Below are 15,524 nucleotides of genomic sequence, written 5' to 3' on the forward strand. Positions count from 1 at the left end.
CGGCGATTTTCCTGTACCGCTCGCTGCGATCATCTCAGTAAGCTAGCCAAGAAGTACATTAAAAAAATGCCTTTAAGAATGACACATCGTTAGTCTCTCTCGAGCTATTAATTCCTGAGAGATGTTCGAGAGTAATCATGTCACCTCCTGCTTTTGAATCGCTGGAGCGATTTGCGTTTGCTGGCGATAACCCACTGCGGGATGAGGCGACTGAAGGCGGGCACTTTGGGAAAAGAGCTTTTCGCGTAGGGTTCCAGATTGATAGTCCTGCTTATAAACACCTCGTTTCTGTAATTCTGGTACCAACAATTCCACCACATCACTAAAGGTTTCATGGGTGACCGCATAGGCGAGGTTAAAGCCATCAACATCAGTCTCGTCGACCCAGCTTTGTAGCTCATCGGCGACGGTTTGTGGGCTTCCTACCAGTAAAGGACCAAATCCGCCAATTCCTACCCAATCCGCTAGCCCTTGTACGGTCCATTGGCGAGAGGGGTCTGCACTAGAAAATGTCTCGACTGCAGATTGAATCGCGTTGGTATGAATATGTTTCAACACCTGATCGGGCTGGTACTGACCAAAGTCAATGCCTGTCCAGCCCGAGAGCAAGGCAAGAGCACCTTCATAATTAACGTATTGCTTATACTCTTGCCATTTTGCCTGTGCTTTGGCATCAGTCTCATCAACGATCACTGTTTGGAGATTAAAAATTAAAATACTGTAAGGGTCTCTCCCCGCCGCGACAGCACGTTGACGAATATCCGCCACCGTTTTCTTCAGCAGTGCCTTTGAGGGTGATGCGACGAATACGCACTCCGCATGCTCCGCTGCAAATTGTTTACCTCGGCTTGAGGCCCCTGCTTGATAGAGCACCGGTGTACGTTGCGGGGAAGGTTCGCAGAGATGGATCCCTGGTACTTGGAAAAAGCGCCCTTGATGGTTGATCGGATGAATTTTACTGGGATCACTGAAAATTTGCCGTTGGCGATCGCGTAATACTGCCCCGTCTTCCCAGCTCCCTTCCCATAATTTATAGACAACCTGTAGATACTCATCAGCATAGTCATAGCGGGCATCGTGATCGGTCTGCGCAGATTGGCCAATATTTCGTGCACCACTCTCTAAATAAGAGGTGACGATATTCCAACCAATACGACCTTGAGTAAGATGATCCAAAGTTGAAAGACGCCGTGCAAAAGGATACGGATGTTCAAAAGAGAGAGAGGCCGTTAACCCAAACCCTAAGTGCTCTGTCACCATCGACATCGGGGTAATCAGCGCGAGGGGATCATTGACCGGTACCTGGGTGGCCTGCCGTATTGCGGCTTCGTTGCTGTCATCTAATACATCGTATACGCCAAGAACATCCGCGATAAACAGCCCGTCGAACTTACCTTTTTCCAAAAGTTTAGCCAGATCAGTCCAGTAGGCCAGATCTTTATATTGCCAAGAGCGGTCTCGCGGGTGTGCCCAAAGCCCCGGCGATTGATGGCCCACACAGTTCATGTCAAAGGCATTAAGACGAATTTCACGTTTTACAGACATAGCGGCTCCTCGACAGCATCACAAGATGCTGTATATCGGTAATCAATAAGGGTTTTAGTCGGATTATTTGATTAAATCAGTTAGCTGGGACATCGTTCCTTTAAAGCACTGGATTGGGCAGTAATAAGCTGTTTAGCGATAAATTCTGCGTGCTCGGCAACCTGAGGTAAGCCCATCAATTCGCCGAAACGCCCCCTCGCAGCAGGACCCACCACAAATAGGTGCGGTTGCGTGATACCTGCAGGAGATAACGTCTGAGATTGAGGATTCACGGCAATGCCGACACCAAGAGGATCAGCGGTAATCAGGTCCTGCGACGCTAGGCTGGTGAGCAAAGGTTGACTCGCGATAAGCCGTTGATGATCCGGTCCCGTCGTGAGTATCACCTTATCAACTACTAGTTTTTTAACTCCACCCTGCCGTCGGCTTAAGGTCAACTCCAGCTGTTGGGAAATCCGGCTTACGCTGAGTAACCGCGCGGCATTTATCTGAAGTTGCCCCGAAGTTAATAGCGCTTCAATGACTTCCGCGACTTGTGGTGCGAGGCGATAGCGATGTACATCCCACCATGGACGTAGATGCCGATAAAAACGTTGTTGTTCTAATAGACTTAGTTGCTGCCAAATCATCTGTCCTTGCCGTCTTACGTCGTCCAATACTAACTGCCAAGGTTTTTGCTGCGCGGCTGCTATATTAACGTTTTCGCGAATATAGTGAAGCCACCCCCTTACCGTTACTGGGCGAGTCTCTTTAGGTTCTAGCGAATAATCCTTATAGTCACCACTTAGGTTGGTGCGCGGTAATTGCCCGCGACGTGATATCGCTTGGATCGTCCCGCGGTGCCCTTGCCTCGTCAATGAGGCAACAACATCAGACATCGTCAATCCCGTCCCAATAATGGCCACCGTAGCTTGACGATCAACCGTCTGCAGTGCCCCTTCTTGCCAAGGATCACTGATGATGTTCGGGTCTGTTGAAAACGCCTGAAACCTAGACGGGATCAATGGTGCGGGATGACTGATTGCTAACACCAGTTGATCCACGGGTAACGTTAGCCCTTTCTGTGTCACTAACAGGCCAGTACGATAGAATTGAGCATAATCCTGAATATGGCGAAAAGTGGCCCTGGCGTCTTTTAAGGCATCACTTAATTTTTCTCTCAGGTAAGCCGCGAAATAACGACGTTGTGGATAGACATTTCCATCCTGCCACTGCGCGGTACCATCTTGTAGAAAAGCCGGTTGCTGCCGATACCACTTATCGAAGTCACCTTTTTCAGCCTCAGAGAGTTGCATCCTTGCGGCAGGAACATTTATTCGATGAACCGGATCCGTCGTGCTGTAAGCGATCCCCTCAGCTAGATCCGCACGGGGTTCGATCAAGGTGATAGCGAGGCTATCATCCCCTCGACGTAATAATTGAATAGCTAACGCCGTACCGGAAAAACCCCCTCCCACGATAACGATTTGCCGTCTAGTCATCCTGCTGCTCCTGTCGCTCAAGTTCCCTGACGCGTGGCAATACTTCACGGCCAAAGTACTCGACCTCTTCTTGAAAATGTAAAAAACCCAAAAGCAGTAGATCGACACCGATACGCTTCAACGCAACAATACGCTCCGCGATTTGTTGGGGGGTGCCAATCAAATTAGTCTTGAACCCATCGTTATACTGAACCAGATCGTCAAAACTCGACGCAGTCCAGTTACCTTCTTTTTCTGGTGACGCACTCCCTGCATTTTTTACCTCTGCGGCAAATCCTTCGACTGCACGGGGGTTAGCTTTCGCGATAATCTCATTTAATACTTGTTGAGCCTGCTCTTCGGTATCGCGTGCGATAACAAAACCATTTACGCCTATCCGCACGCTATGCTGGTTTGCTGACGCTTTCTGCTTAATGTCTTTGACTTGCCGACGGATACCGTCGAGATCATTACCATTCGTAAAATACCAATCTGAAACACGAGCAGCCATATCTCGCGCTGCACGAGAACTCCCGCCTTGGAAAATTTCAGGGAGAGGTGATAAAGGCTTGGGTTTCATCACATAATCTCGGTACCGATAGAAATCACCATTAAACGAGAAACGTTCTTCTTGCCAAATCCCCTTTAAGCAACGAATGAATTCCTCTGAGCGTAAATAACGCTCTTCATGATCAAGCCACGGCTCACCAATAGCTTTAAACTCGCCACGAAACCAGCCGCTAACAATATTCACGGCAATCCTACCTGCGGTAAGGTGGCTAATGGTCGCAATCTGTTTAGCAGCGAGTGTCGGGTTCCAAGGACCAGGTAATAAGGCTGCAATCACCTTAAGTTTTTGAGTCGCGCCTAATAATCCTTGGGAGAAGCTGACAGACTCATGCTGATTTTCTGCGCCATATCCGGCAGTAAAACGAATTTGTGTTAACGCATAATCAAACCCTGCGTTTTCAGCAATCTGGGCTAGTTTACGGTTATAGTCAAAATCCCAAGAGGTACGCTGTTCAATCTCACTAATGACTAATCCACCGGAAACATTAGGTACCCAGTAAGCAAATTTTAGCGCAGAATCGTGCGAAGTCTCTGTCATGGGGTCACCTCTGAATGCGTCGTTTTCTCGGCAGTTGGTCGACGATCGCCACCGATCGTTTCACCGAATGGTCCCATATTGATCGCGGTATCACGATGCTTCGCACCGGGTAATAAGGGCATCACTAATTCGGCAAAGCGGTGCGCTTCTTCAAGGTGTGGGTATCCTGAAAAGATAAAGTTATCGATACCAAGCGCTTGATATTCTCGTATCCGTGCAGCGACTTGTTCGGGATCCCCGACCAACGCCGTACCCGCTCCCCCTCGAACCAAACCGACCCCGGCCCATAGATTGGGCGAAATTTCTAAATTCTCGCGGGAACCGCGATGTAAAGCACTCATTCTGGATTGACCCGTTGAATCCATGCGCGCAAAAACCTGTTGCGCGGCGGCAATCGTTTCATCATCAACATGAGCAATCAATTTTTTAGCTGCTGCCCAAGCTTCGGCCTCGGTCTCTCGGACAATAACGTGTAGACGAATACCATAAGTGACCGTCCTACCGGCCTGTTGCGCTCGCTCCCTTACCACAGCAAGTTTTTCAGCCACCGCAGCCGGAGGCTCTCCCCAGGTTAAATAGGTATCGATGTGCTTAGCGGCGACGTCGATGGCGGGTTCCGAAGAACCACCAAAAAAGAGCGGTGGCCCATCTTGCTGAATGGGAGGAAAAAGAATCTCAGCCCCTTCAACATGCAAATGCTCCCCTTGGTAGTCGACTGTTTGACCCTTTAAGAGTTGCGAATAGATGGATAGAAATTCATCTGTCACTTTGTAACGGTCGGCATGGGAAAGAAAAATACCATCCCCTTTATTTTCGACAGGATCTCCGCCCGTCACGACATTTATCAGTAATCTCCCTTCCGATAAGCGGTCTAGGGTTGCCGCCATTCTTGCAGCCAAAGTGGGAGGTTGTAACCCCGGACGAACCGCCACCAAGTAGCGTAATTTTTTGGTGACGGGAGCTAATGCCGAGGCGACTAACCATGCGTCCTCACAGCTTTTTCCCGTGGGGATCAATACGCCATAAAAGCCCAAATTATCTGCCGCTATCGCCACTTGCTGCAGGTAAGCCAGATCGACGGGACGCCCTCCTTGGGCCGTCCCCAGATAACGCCCATCGCCATGCGTCGGTAGGAACCAAAATAAATTAAGAGAGGTTGATAGATTTTCGCTCATTATCACTTTCCTATATAACGTTATCTTTTTTATTTAGATACATAAATTCCATTGAGTTATAAGAGTAAGAGCAACAACCATGCCATCATATTTAAAATATTTTTATGCTATTTTTCAGTTGGTTAAATAAAGTTTTCATTTAATAAACTGTTGTTATTGCAACAGTACCACTCTCTCTGTGCTGCAAAAGCAACATTCGCGATATCGATTTGTGTTAACGGAAGGCATAAAGTGAAACAGGCGCTTGGAGGAGAGACGAATGAATAACGACTACATAAAATTAAATGATCCGCTATCTCAACAACTGCAGCAGACTATTCTGCGTCTCGCCCCTAGCGATGCGACGGTACTCATTACCGGAGAGACTGGGACAGGAAAAGAGGTGATTGCACGTGCACTGCATGATATGAGCCCTCGCCACCAGCACCCTTTTCTTGCGGTCAACTGTGGGGCTCTCACACCGAGCTTGGCTGAGTCTGAACTCTTCGGCCACGAAAAAGGGGCATTTACGGGGGCATCACAACGACATTATGGATGGTTTGAGGCGGCTGAAGGGGGAACCTTATTACTTGATGAGGTAGGCGAACTCAGTCCAAGTCTGCAAGTGAAACTGCTACGCGTATTACAACAGCGTGAAGTGATTCGCGTCGGCTCCTATCGTGCGATACCGATTAACGTTCGGGTCATTGCGGCAACACACGTCGACTTACGGCAAGCGATTCACTCTCGGTTATTTCGGGAAGATCTCTATTATCGTCTCAACGTCGCCCCCCTGCATCTACAACCTCTTCGCCAGCGCCCACAAGATGTCACCGTCCTGGCACAACATTTCTTACAGCGGTATACCCAACGCCATGGTAAATCCGGCATAGTGTTTTCCAATGAAGCGATGAATACTCTGATGGAACATTCATGGCCAGGCAATATTCGTGAACTCGATAATGTAGTGAATAACGCCGTATTAGTGTGCGAGAATCTTGAAATTGCCTCAACACATTTACCTTTAAAGTCTCCTATCAAAGGCGATACCAGCGATCGACCCAATGCTTTCTCCTCTTTTATCCGAGAGCAGTTACAGCGCGGAGAACCTGAGCTTTATCAACGTACCCTCGAGACATTAATTAGTGAAGCCTTTCAACTTTCTGGACAGAATCAATGCCAAGCCGCAGAGATGCTGGGTATCTCACGCAATACTTTTCGTACACAGTTGAGCCATTTAGGCTTGATAAAACCTCGGAATCAATCGGTGTTAGCGTTAAAGAATTCGACTTCGCCGCACAGTCCTGTTCCGGAAAGAGAACTCCGTATTGGTTATCAGAAATTTGGTAACCTTGGCGTACTCAAGGCACAACGTTATTTAGAACAACTCTTCCAACCGTTAGGCGTAACTGTACTCTGGAGTGAATTCCCAGCTGGGCCTCAACTCCTTCAAGCGTTAGCTCACGGCGAGATCGACTTTGGAACAACGGGTGAAGTTCCCCCTCTACTCGCTCAAGCAGAGAATAACCAATTACGCTACATCGCATGGGAACCTGCCGCGCCAAGTAGTGTTGCACTGATGGTTCCTAATTCTAGCGCTATCCAGACACTTTCTGACTTACGCGGTAAACGTATTGCGGTCAATAAAGGGTCCAATGTTCATTACCTACTTTTGCAATTACTGGATGAGGCTGGACTGGCCCTGTCAGACGTTCGGCTCATTTATACTCCGCCTAAGTACCCCTTGACGCCGAGTGACTCTCTGTCTGCGGATGCATGGATGATGTGGGATCCCTTACTTAGCCAAGCGGAATGTGAAGGGCACCTTAGACGTCTGGAAAATGGGGAGGGACGTGTTAATAATCATCAATTTTATCTTTCACGTCATGACTTTATCAGACACTCCTCAGACTTATTCCCAGTACTCATGGATGCCTTAAAAACGACCGGAAAATACATTGATAGTACTCGGCAACAGGCCGCGAGTCTTTTATCCAAGGAGATTGCTATCGATGCCCATGCACTGGAAATGGCACTCTCTAGGCGGAGCCATCAGGCGCATGTTATGAATAGACATATTATTCGAGAACAACAAATTATTGCCGACCGTTTTTATGCATTAGGGCTACTACCTCGACCGATAAGTATTCGCCAAGCAGTGTGGGAATATAAATGATCCATTTTTCGTGTAGTGGCTAAAAATAATATTTTTAATATTAACCTTTAGTATTTTACAATTTTTTTATTTAGTAGAAAGAAAGACATTCACCTTGAGAATAAAGTCTTTCTTTATTTTCGAAAATTAATCTTCGCCCCTTAAATCGATACCACATCAGTAGTGAGTGAATCTGTTATTGTATTCAATTCTTTTCAGCACAGCCCCTTTTAATCGCCACCCTCTTCGACCATAAATACCCCAGTACGCTACAGATCACGATCACTGCCGGTATCATCCGGGTCATCCTACTTTCTCCCCCCACTAGAACGGGTAAATTATTGATGACGAGAAGGACCGTGAATAACATCGCAAAAAACGACAGTAAAGGGGCCAAAAAGGTAGACCAAGCACCCCACTGATGGCGTTGATGACGGAAAAAATTGATCACGGCGGCACAAACGCCCAGCTGTAAAAGTAAAACACAAAGCGTGGAGATGGCCGACCCTAGTGCAAAAATATGCATCATAGGATCCACATTCATTGCCCCGAGGCCTATCAGTAATAACAGTATAATAACGCTATGAAGGTGGCTAGCATTATGTGGTGTACCGTTATCCGGGTGAATTTTGCAAAGCTCCTGCCAAATCAAGCCATCACGATTCATGCTAAATAAATATCGCGAGATATTATTATGAAAGGCGACGGTCGCGGCAAACAAGCTACTAATTAATAACACCGACATGGCGGTGACTGCCCATTGCCCCACATTATCGCGTGTAATCATTAGGATTAAATTTTCAGGCTCTTTACGAGCGAGGCGAATTAATTGATCTGCGCCATAGGTTTGGACCAGACACCAGCTTGTGAAACAGAAAAAAGCCGTGATCAATAATAATGCACAGATCGTTGCTCGAGGGATCGTTTTATGAGGATCCTTACACTCTTCGGCATAAATAGCGGTCGACTCGAATCCAATAAAAGCAGCAATGGTAAATATAAAGCTGATCCCTAGATTGCCATGTAAAAAGACAGAGGGCTGAAACGGCTGTAAGCTATGATGATGCCCATGTTTGAGCAGCAAAACGATATCCGTTAACAGCACAATCCCCACCTCAGCAAGCATCAATATGCCGAGAATTTTTCCTCCAACCTCTACCCGTTTAATGCTTAAGAACCAAGTGATTAAAAGAAACGTTATACTGCATAACCACCAAGGAACTGCCAGAGAGAATTGTTCAGCGATAAGTTGAGCAGAAAAATAGCCCAGCATTGCAACAATAGCGATTTGGATCGAGATATAGGCAAGTAATGCAATGATTGAGGCTGAAGAGCCCCAGTTATCACCTAATCCTTGACGTATATAAGTGTAAAAGGCACCGGAATTTTTTACGTATTGGCTCATCGCCAAAAAACCAATCGAAAATAAAATCAAAATAACGCAAGAGAGTAAATAAAACGTCGCAATCCCGGCACTATTGCCGCCAGCGATGGCAACGGGGAGTCCCCCAACGACCCCAGTAAGGGGTGAGGCGGCAGCCACAACAAAAAAATTAATGAAAATAACCCCAATGTGTTTTTACGTAAGCCCGACTCTCTTTCCATCATCATTGCCCCTGAGTGAGAAAGGCGCGCCAATGAGGATTCCCTCATTAGTCTGCCACGATGAACTCATCATTCTCTAGGCTTTCAGATTCTGATAGAAAAATTACGACATCCCCCGAGTGCAAACATGCACTGCTTTAGTGCTGCGGATCGACTAATCGTTGGCCATAATGTTGTGCGGTAATCTGATTCAAATAATGCGTCGGGGTTGTACTACTAAAACGCTTAAATTCTCGTAGAAAATGGGATTGGTCACTGAATCCTAACTCATAGGGAATGTCACCATAGGAGCAGACCCCTGCATCAGGGATACGATTTAACGCTGACTGACAGCGAACAATCCGGCTGAATATTTTTGGCGATAAACCGATATCATGCTTGAACTGACGTTGGATGGTTCGGCAACTGTAACCCGTTAGATTCGCTAATTGATCGATACGAACATTCCCTTCTGCAGCATGAATTTCTTGTATCACTGATTGCGTAACCCTGGAGTTTTTACGCGTCAAATAACGACTAAAGTACTGCTGAAATAACGTAATTTTCGAGGAAAAGTCTTTTGCCTCAATAATCCTCGAAAAGATCGTTTTGCCTTGGGGAGCAGCATCGAGAAAATTAAACTCATTATCCGGAATATCATCAGCATAGGCATCTAAGAAGTCAGGAATGACGCCTGCGCTAAAGCGTACGCCGAAATAAAGCCGTTCTTCTGATAAATAGGCGTTACGTGCCTCCAACGTCGTACCGCAAATTCGAGCCGTCGGAAACTGTGGATGACAATCAAATAAGATATCGACACAACCGTCAGGGATCGCCAAAGTGAGCGTTGCTTGTTGACTCGTCTTAAAACTATAGAAATGCGATATTTCGGGTAACGTTGCATTCGTCTGCCAAAAATAATGCGACGTATTTAAGACAAACCATGGCTGTTCAGGATGGAATTTTTTCTCTTTAAAAATCGGGCTATTTTTCATTGTCGTACCCATTATAAAAGTCTACTGGCTTACTCCCAATGCAACTTCCACACCATTAATCCAAGCTCTGTCGCAAATATTCAATACATCCCAAAACACATCAGGCTATTTCTATAAACAGCGACTGTCACTGACTAGGCGACAGAGCTAACAGAGATGCTTTCTGGCGGATAAATTCTGAGTGAGGTGGTGGCAATGACTGATTCAACAAGAATTGATTTTTTATATCTCTCTGAGCAAGACATGATCCGTGCGGGCGTTACCGATATGCCCGCCTGTATTACCAGCATGGAAGAGATGTTCAAATTACTCTACCACGGTGACTACCGAATGGCCGGACCGAATAATGATTCCCATGGTGCGATGGTCACATTTCCGGAAAATTCACCCTTCCCAACCATGCCGAAACCGACGGCAGACCGGCGTATGATGGCGATGCCTGCATACTTAGGTGGGAATTTCCAAACGGCGGGGGTTAAGTGGTATGGCTCCAATATCGCTAACCGAGAAAAAGGCTTACCACGCTCGATATTAATGTTCACACTTAACGATGCCGATACCGGTGCGCCGTTGGCGCATATGTCAGCTAATTTATTATCGGCGTATCGGACGGGGGCAATTCCTGGCGTGGGAGCTAAATACCTTGCCAGGCAGGATTCCCGCGTAATTGGGCTATTAGGGCCTGGAGTCATGGGTAAAACAACCATTGCCTCATTCCTTTCTGTCTGTCCCAACGTCGACACGGTGAAAGTCAAAGGTCGCGGTGCGGCAAGTCTCGATGCATTTATCGCTTGGCTAAAAAATACCTACCCTCAAGTTACTACTATCCAAATCGTCGACACGCTTGAAGAAGTCGTACGCGACAGCGATCTGGTCGCTTACTGTAGCTCCGGCGAAACGGGCGATGCCTCCACTTATCCCATTGTGAAACGCGAATGGGTAAAAGCCGGAGCCTTTTTAGCAATGCCCGCCCTCTGTGCCCTAGATGAAGGAATGGAGCGGACTGATGTACGAAAGGTCCTTGATAATACGGGGCTTTATAATGCTTGGTTCGAAGAGGTGCCTAAGCCCGCTCACAACACCATCCCCATTATTGGCGTCCGCTTTATGGATATGCTCGCAGAAGGCGCACTGACCGCCGATCAACTCGAAGATATTGGCCAAATTATCGCAGGCGAAGCACCCGGTCGAAAAAATGACGATGAAATAATCATTATGTCTGTCGGAGGTATGCCCGTTGAAGATGTGGCATGGGGAACCGTGCTGTACCGAAATGCGCTGCAACGCAATATTGGTGTGAAATTAAATCTTTGGGAAACGCCTGAACTGGCTTAATCACTTTACGAGGGTACCGCTATGACCACCATTATCAAAGTAAAATCCGGTTCTATCTTTGAAGAGAAAGCCAGTTACTCACGATTAGTTGCCGTCGATAACTGGATTTACGTTTCAAATACGGCCGGACGCCATCCTGTCACTAAAGAGATCCCCGAGGATGTCATCGATCAAACTGCGCAAGTTTTTGCCAATATTGAAGCGGCGTTAAGCGCCGTCGAGGCAAGCTTAGACGATGTAGTCTGTTCACGAGTATTTATCCAATCACCCGAAGACGTGCCAAGTGTAATGGCTTTTATTGGTGACAAATTCCGTGGTATTGACCCTGCATCGACCGTCACCTGCCCACCGCTAGGATCGACAGTGTACAAAGTGGAGATCGAAGTCACCGCCTACCGTGGTGCGGGACAAACTAACGCGACGACACTCACTTTATCGCAGTAATATCCACGAGGAGATCCCAGCTATGTCCCCACGTATTGATCCGGTGAATACCTCAACGATGATCCCCACACAGAGTACTGTCGTGATTATAGGGGGAGGGATCATCGGTTTAGTGGCAGCACTCAACCTCGCAGAGAGGAATATCCCCGTTGTAGTAATTGAAAAGGGGAAACTAGCTGCCGAGCAGTCATCACGTAATTTAGGCTGGGTGCGTAAAACGAGCCGCCTTCCTGAAGATATCCCTTTAGCGCAGGCTGCTGACCGATTATGGGCGACGATGGCAGAAAGAGTCGACAGCGATGTCGGCTATCGACAAGCTGGTATCATGTTCGTTGCGCGTCAAGCAGACCAGATGGCGATGCATGAGCGTTGGTTTGAACACGTCAAACATCTCCAACTTGATTCAGCACTCTTGAGTTCAGCAGAGATTGCCCGCCGCGTCCCTGGAGGAAATTGCGCTTGGGCTGGTGGGATTTTTACCCCATCAGATGGACGTGCTGAGCCAACCAAAGCCGCAAGTGCCATAGCGAAAGCGGCTCAACGCTTGGGCGCTGTGATCGTGGAAAATTGTGCAGTAAGAAGCCTAGTTACTAGTGGTGGACGCATCAGTGGAGTATTAACTGAACGCGGCGAGATCAAATGTGAACAGGTTTTACTTGCTGCAGGGGCGTGGTCACGACGCTTTTTAATCAATCATCACATCGCTCTGCCCACCCTACCCTTAATCTGTTCCGTGTTACAGACAAAACCTCTTGAGGGTCCCACCGATATCGCAGTCGGCGCGCCGGATTTCTCATTTCGACGCCATCACACCGGAGGGTTTATCGTTACACAGCGTGGTGCATTAGATGCGCCGCTGACTTTAGACCATATGCTGATTGGCTTGCGTTATCGCCAGCAGCTTAAACAGGGTCGAGGCAATTTACGTATCGGCTTTGGCCGCTATTCTTTCCAAGATTTGCGGCTTGCCCGCCACTGGAAGGAAAACCAGCGCACCCCTTTTGAACAGATCCGTACTCTCGACCCACAAGCCAATAGTGGTCTTAATCAGGAGGCCCTCAAAAATTTAATTGAGGCATGGCCCGCCTTCAAGGCGGCACAAATTGCTCAGCAGTGGGCTGGCGTTATTGATGTCACCCCTGATTCTAATCCAGTTATTGGTTCCGTCACTAGCCTTCCCGGATTAGTCCTGGCCACGGGATTCTCTGGACATGGGTTCGGGACTTCACCTGCAGCGGGTCAATTAGCCGCAGACATCCTTAGTGGTCAATCACCTTTGGTCGACCCCGCACCTTATCGATATGAACGGCTTAGTTAGGGCAAAGGAAGGCCTTGTCAAAACCGACGTTCGGCTTAGGGAAAACTGACTAGCAAGATGAGATTTTCTGTGGTTCGGAGGCTTCACTAAATCGTGAGGGCTCAGTCAAGAAAGGAAAGGACTTAGGCCACCGCCGAAGCACGCACGCTTCGGTGGTGGTGACTTACTATGGCCTAATCTTAAGGATAGGAAAGGTCGCTAGGGTCAGAGTAGATTAAAGAATGTCTTAGTTTTTTAATCCATGTGACGGTGCGCTGTTAATCTCTGCCGTCATACGAACGAAATTATTGGAGCTTGCACCAGTAATTTTATAGTGACCGCCTGCTTGATTGGCCATCGCTGCAATTTGAGACTCTGCGCCGTCTAAGGTCGAATCGGTGACGGAGACGCTTTGTGCAAAGCTCCCAAATGAGAGTAATGACAAGGCTGCGGTAGAGGCGAGTGCAAGTGTTTTTAAGGTTTTCATAATAAGGTCCTCGATCTTTTTAAAGGGTAATTTGTTTAACTGAGATAATAATAACTATAGTTACTATAACTAGATTAACTATGTGTGCGATTTGAATAATTATTGATCGAAGGCGTAGCGGATGGACCTTCATTTCCCTAATCAACAGCCTTTGCTGTGGCGTCAACTCATTTAGGGTAACGGTGTATTGATCGAAACAATCAACGAGATATGGAATAGGAGATTGGTACGTTGGCGGGGGATGGAAAGAGTAGAATTTCCTCTATCAGAAGATGGCTATTCTTCCCACACTCCAAAGTTAATAATGTTAGCGAGGGAATATAAAAGTCACCGATAAGCTATTGATAGAAAACGTATAGCACCAATCAGAGCCCCCCAATCTAAGAACTCATTCATTATTAGCGTGCTAATATTTACGGGCTAATAGACTCTTCAATTTAAATGGTCGCTCACACTACAAATCCCCCAAAAAAATCACTCCTCTCGACAAAAATATTTATCCATACAAAATTCTAATAAAACCGCAATCATTCAAGAAATAGTGATGAACATCATATATTTATAATAGCTTTACATTTCTTTAAATTAAATATCCAAATTAATCAATCGGATAGCTGATAAATGTCACTTTATGCAAAAAAATCTTGTTGCATCATTTACCTTTCTAACGTTATGTTCTTGGGGTAAGTTATAAATAAATCGGTACAACAACAATAAAACCGAGTCAGTGCCTTATTTTACGTGCTGATAAGAGTGGTTTAACGATTAACTCTATGAATATATTATCGCTATGGAGACAGGAAGTGGTGAAAAAACATAAAATTATTGGTTTCAGCGGCAGTTTGATAGCATTGGCGATTGCTGCACCTTCACACGCAGAAATTACTATTCTGGATAAAAATCCGCAAAGTAATTCTTTATTAGCCCCTTTAAGCTTACAAGTCGGCGGTAGCATCCGTCCTGAGTGGGTTTTCACCAACGGTCCTGATGCCAATAAATCTAACAAGCGCGGTCACGATGGTGGTTCACGCGTACGTTTTCGTGCTGACTACAAACTGACTGATCATACCTCTGTTATTGGCTATTACGAGTGGGGGTTCAACGTCCCGCACTTCTTAGGTATGAAAGGGAACTACGAACCGGGTTCCTTGCGTGATCGTCAGCGCCAACTTTATGCAGGCTTCAAAGATGATCGCTATGGTACGCTAACTTATGGTCACCAATACGGCATCTACTACTCCGTCGTCGGCATCAAAAGTGACGTATGGGATAACGATGGCCATGCTGGCGCAACAGGTATTGGATTTAATGGTGACTATGATGGCGCAAATAAGCCTAAAAATAGCATCATGTATAAAAATACTTTTGGCCCAGTCACGGTTTCTGCTAACTATCTGCTTCCTGAAGATCAAAAAGACGATGGTAGCGGTACTGGCCGTTCTTACCGCCGTAACCATGGCGCAGGCTTTGGTTTCGACTACGCTATTATGCCGACCTTGTCATGGGCCGCAGCGTACAGCAGTACTGAAGCAAATGTGAAAAATAGCACCACCCAGAAGGGTTATAACCAACAGGTTTCCGGTACAGCGTTAACATGGCAACCGGGTAACTGGTATCTGACCTCGACGGCTAGCTACTATAAGGATTTCGTTCCTTCAACACGCAACCATACGGTGTCGCATTACTTCGCGGGCAGCGGTTATGGTTTGGAAGAGTTCGTCGGTTATACCTTTAATATCGATAAGCCATTCCTGAAATCAATCCAACCCTATGTGGCGGTCGATTCATTACGCCTTAAGGGTGATGAAAATTACCACGCTAACCACGTTTACTTAGGTGCGGGGACAGAGATGGGCCACGGCTTAAGCGTCTATCTTGAAAGAACTATCGCGACAACGACCGATAACGAACCAGATAGTACTTGGATTACCGTATTCTATAACTTCTAATCATCAAGCCG

11 protein-coding genes and 1 pseudogene are annotated in these 15,524 nt (G+C 46.8%); 5 read left to right on the forward strand and 7 right to left on the reverse strand.

Features of this window, described 5'->3' with window-relative positions; all coding sequences use genetic code 11:
• Positions 1-135 precede the first annotated feature (135 nt).
• The 4 genes from HGT71_RS05295 to ssuD all read right to left on the reverse strand — a co-directional run bounded on the left by HGT71_RS05295 (position 136) and on the right by ssuD (position 5,288).
• Positions 136-1,545 (reverse strand): LLM class flavin-dependent oxidoreductase, encoded by a 1,410-nt coding sequence (locus tag HGT71_RS05295; RefSeq protein ID WP_214216893.1) that lies wholly within the window; start codon positions 1,543-1,545, stop codon positions 136-138.
• Between the two features lie 80 nt (positions 1,546-1,625).
• Positions 1,626-3,026 carry an FAD/NAD(P)-binding protein gene (locus HGT71_RS05300; RefSeq protein ID WP_214216894.1) on the reverse strand — a complete coding sequence of 467 codons (1,401 nt, stop codon included), beginning with the start codon at positions 3,024-3,026 and terminating at the stop codon, positions 1,626-1,628.
• A complete protein-coding gene (gene sfnG, locus HGT71_RS05305; protein ID WP_214216895.1) occupies positions 3,019-4,113 on the reverse strand; it encodes a dimethylsulfone monooxygenase SfnG in 1,095 nt (364 codons plus the stop codon). The genes HGT71_RS05300 and sfnG overlap by 8 nt, the downstream gene beginning before the upstream one ends.
• Positions 4,110-5,288: an FMNH2-dependent alkanesulfonate monooxygenase gene (ssuD, locus tag HGT71_RS05310; RefSeq protein WP_214216896.1), complete on the reverse strand. Its 1,179-nt coding sequence runs from the start codon at positions 5,286-5,288 to the stop codon at positions 4,110-4,112. Before ssuD ends, sfnG begins: the two co-directional genes overlap by 4 nt.
• Positions 5,289-5,547: 259 nt before the next feature.
• On the opposite strand from ssuD, the gene HGT71_RS05315 reads away from it, so the two are divergent.
• Entirely contained in the window at positions 5,548-7,443 is a 1,896-nt protein-coding gene (locus HGT71_RS05315; protein ID WP_214216897.1) for a sigma 54-interacting transcriptional regulator, read from the forward strand.
• Between the two features lie 184 nt (positions 7,444-7,627).
• On the opposite strand, the pseudogene HGT71_RS05320 reads toward HGT71_RS05315, so the two are convergent.
• Both HGT71_RS05320 and HGT71_RS05325 read right to left on the reverse strand, forming a co-directional pair.
• Positions 7,628-9,027 (reverse strand): annotated as a pseudogene (locus tag HGT71_RS05320) (APC family permease).
• A gap of 137 nt (positions 9,028-9,164) precedes the next feature.
• A complete protein-coding gene (locus HGT71_RS05325; RefSeq protein WP_214216898.1) occupies positions 9,165-10,001 on the reverse strand; it encodes a helix-turn-helix domain-containing protein in 837 nt (278 codons plus the stop codon).
• Positions 10,002-10,196: 195 nt separating this feature from the next.
• Here HGT71_RS05325 and HGT71_RS05330 point away from each other — a divergent pair, with 195 nt between their 5' ends.
• Genes HGT71_RS05330 through HGT71_RS05340 form a run of 3 tightly spaced genes read left to right on the forward strand, consistent with a single transcriptional unit; the run spans position 10,197 to position 13,098 of the window.
• A complete protein-coding gene (locus tag HGT71_RS05330; RefSeq protein WP_214216899.1) occupies positions 10,197-11,336 on the forward strand; it encodes an ornithine cyclodeaminase family protein in 1,140 nt (379 codons plus the stop codon).
• A gap of 21 nt (positions 11,337-11,357) precedes the next feature.
• Complete coding sequence (locus tag HGT71_RS05335; protein WP_214216900.1) at positions 11,358-11,780, forward strand: RidA family protein; 423 nt, start codon at positions 11,358-11,360, stop codon at positions 11,778-11,780.
• Positions 11,781-11,802: 22 nt separating this feature from the next.
• Positions 11,803-13,098, forward strand: a complete 1,296-nt coding sequence (locus tag HGT71_RS05340) for an NAD(P)/FAD-dependent oxidoreductase (protein ID WP_214216901.1) — start codon at positions 11,803-11,805, stop codon at positions 13,096-13,098.
• Between the two features lie 226 nt (positions 13,099-13,324).
• Here HGT71_RS05340 and HGT71_RS05345 read toward each other — a convergent pair whose 3' ends face one another.
• Entirely contained in the window at positions 13,325-13,564 is a 240-nt protein-coding gene (locus HGT71_RS05345) for a YdgH/BhsA/McbA-like domain containing protein (RefSeq protein WP_214216902.1), read from the reverse strand.
• Between the two features lie 806 nt (positions 13,565-14,370).
• On the opposite strand from HGT71_RS05345, the gene HGT71_RS05350 reads away from it, so the two are divergent.
• Positions 14,371-15,513 carry a porin gene (locus tag HGT71_RS05350; RefSeq protein ID WP_048914064.1) on the forward strand — a complete coding sequence of 381 codons (1,143 nt, stop codon included), beginning with the start codon at positions 14,371-14,373 and terminating at the stop codon, positions 15,511-15,513.
• The last annotated feature ends 11 nt before the right edge of the window (positions 15,514-15,524 follow it).

The sequence above is a fragment of the Rosenbergiella epipactidis genome (assembly GCF_018494055.1).
GTDB classification, from domain to species: domain Bacteria; phylum Pseudomonadota; class Gammaproteobacteria; order Enterobacterales; family Enterobacteriaceae; genus Rosenbergiella; species Rosenbergiella epipactidis.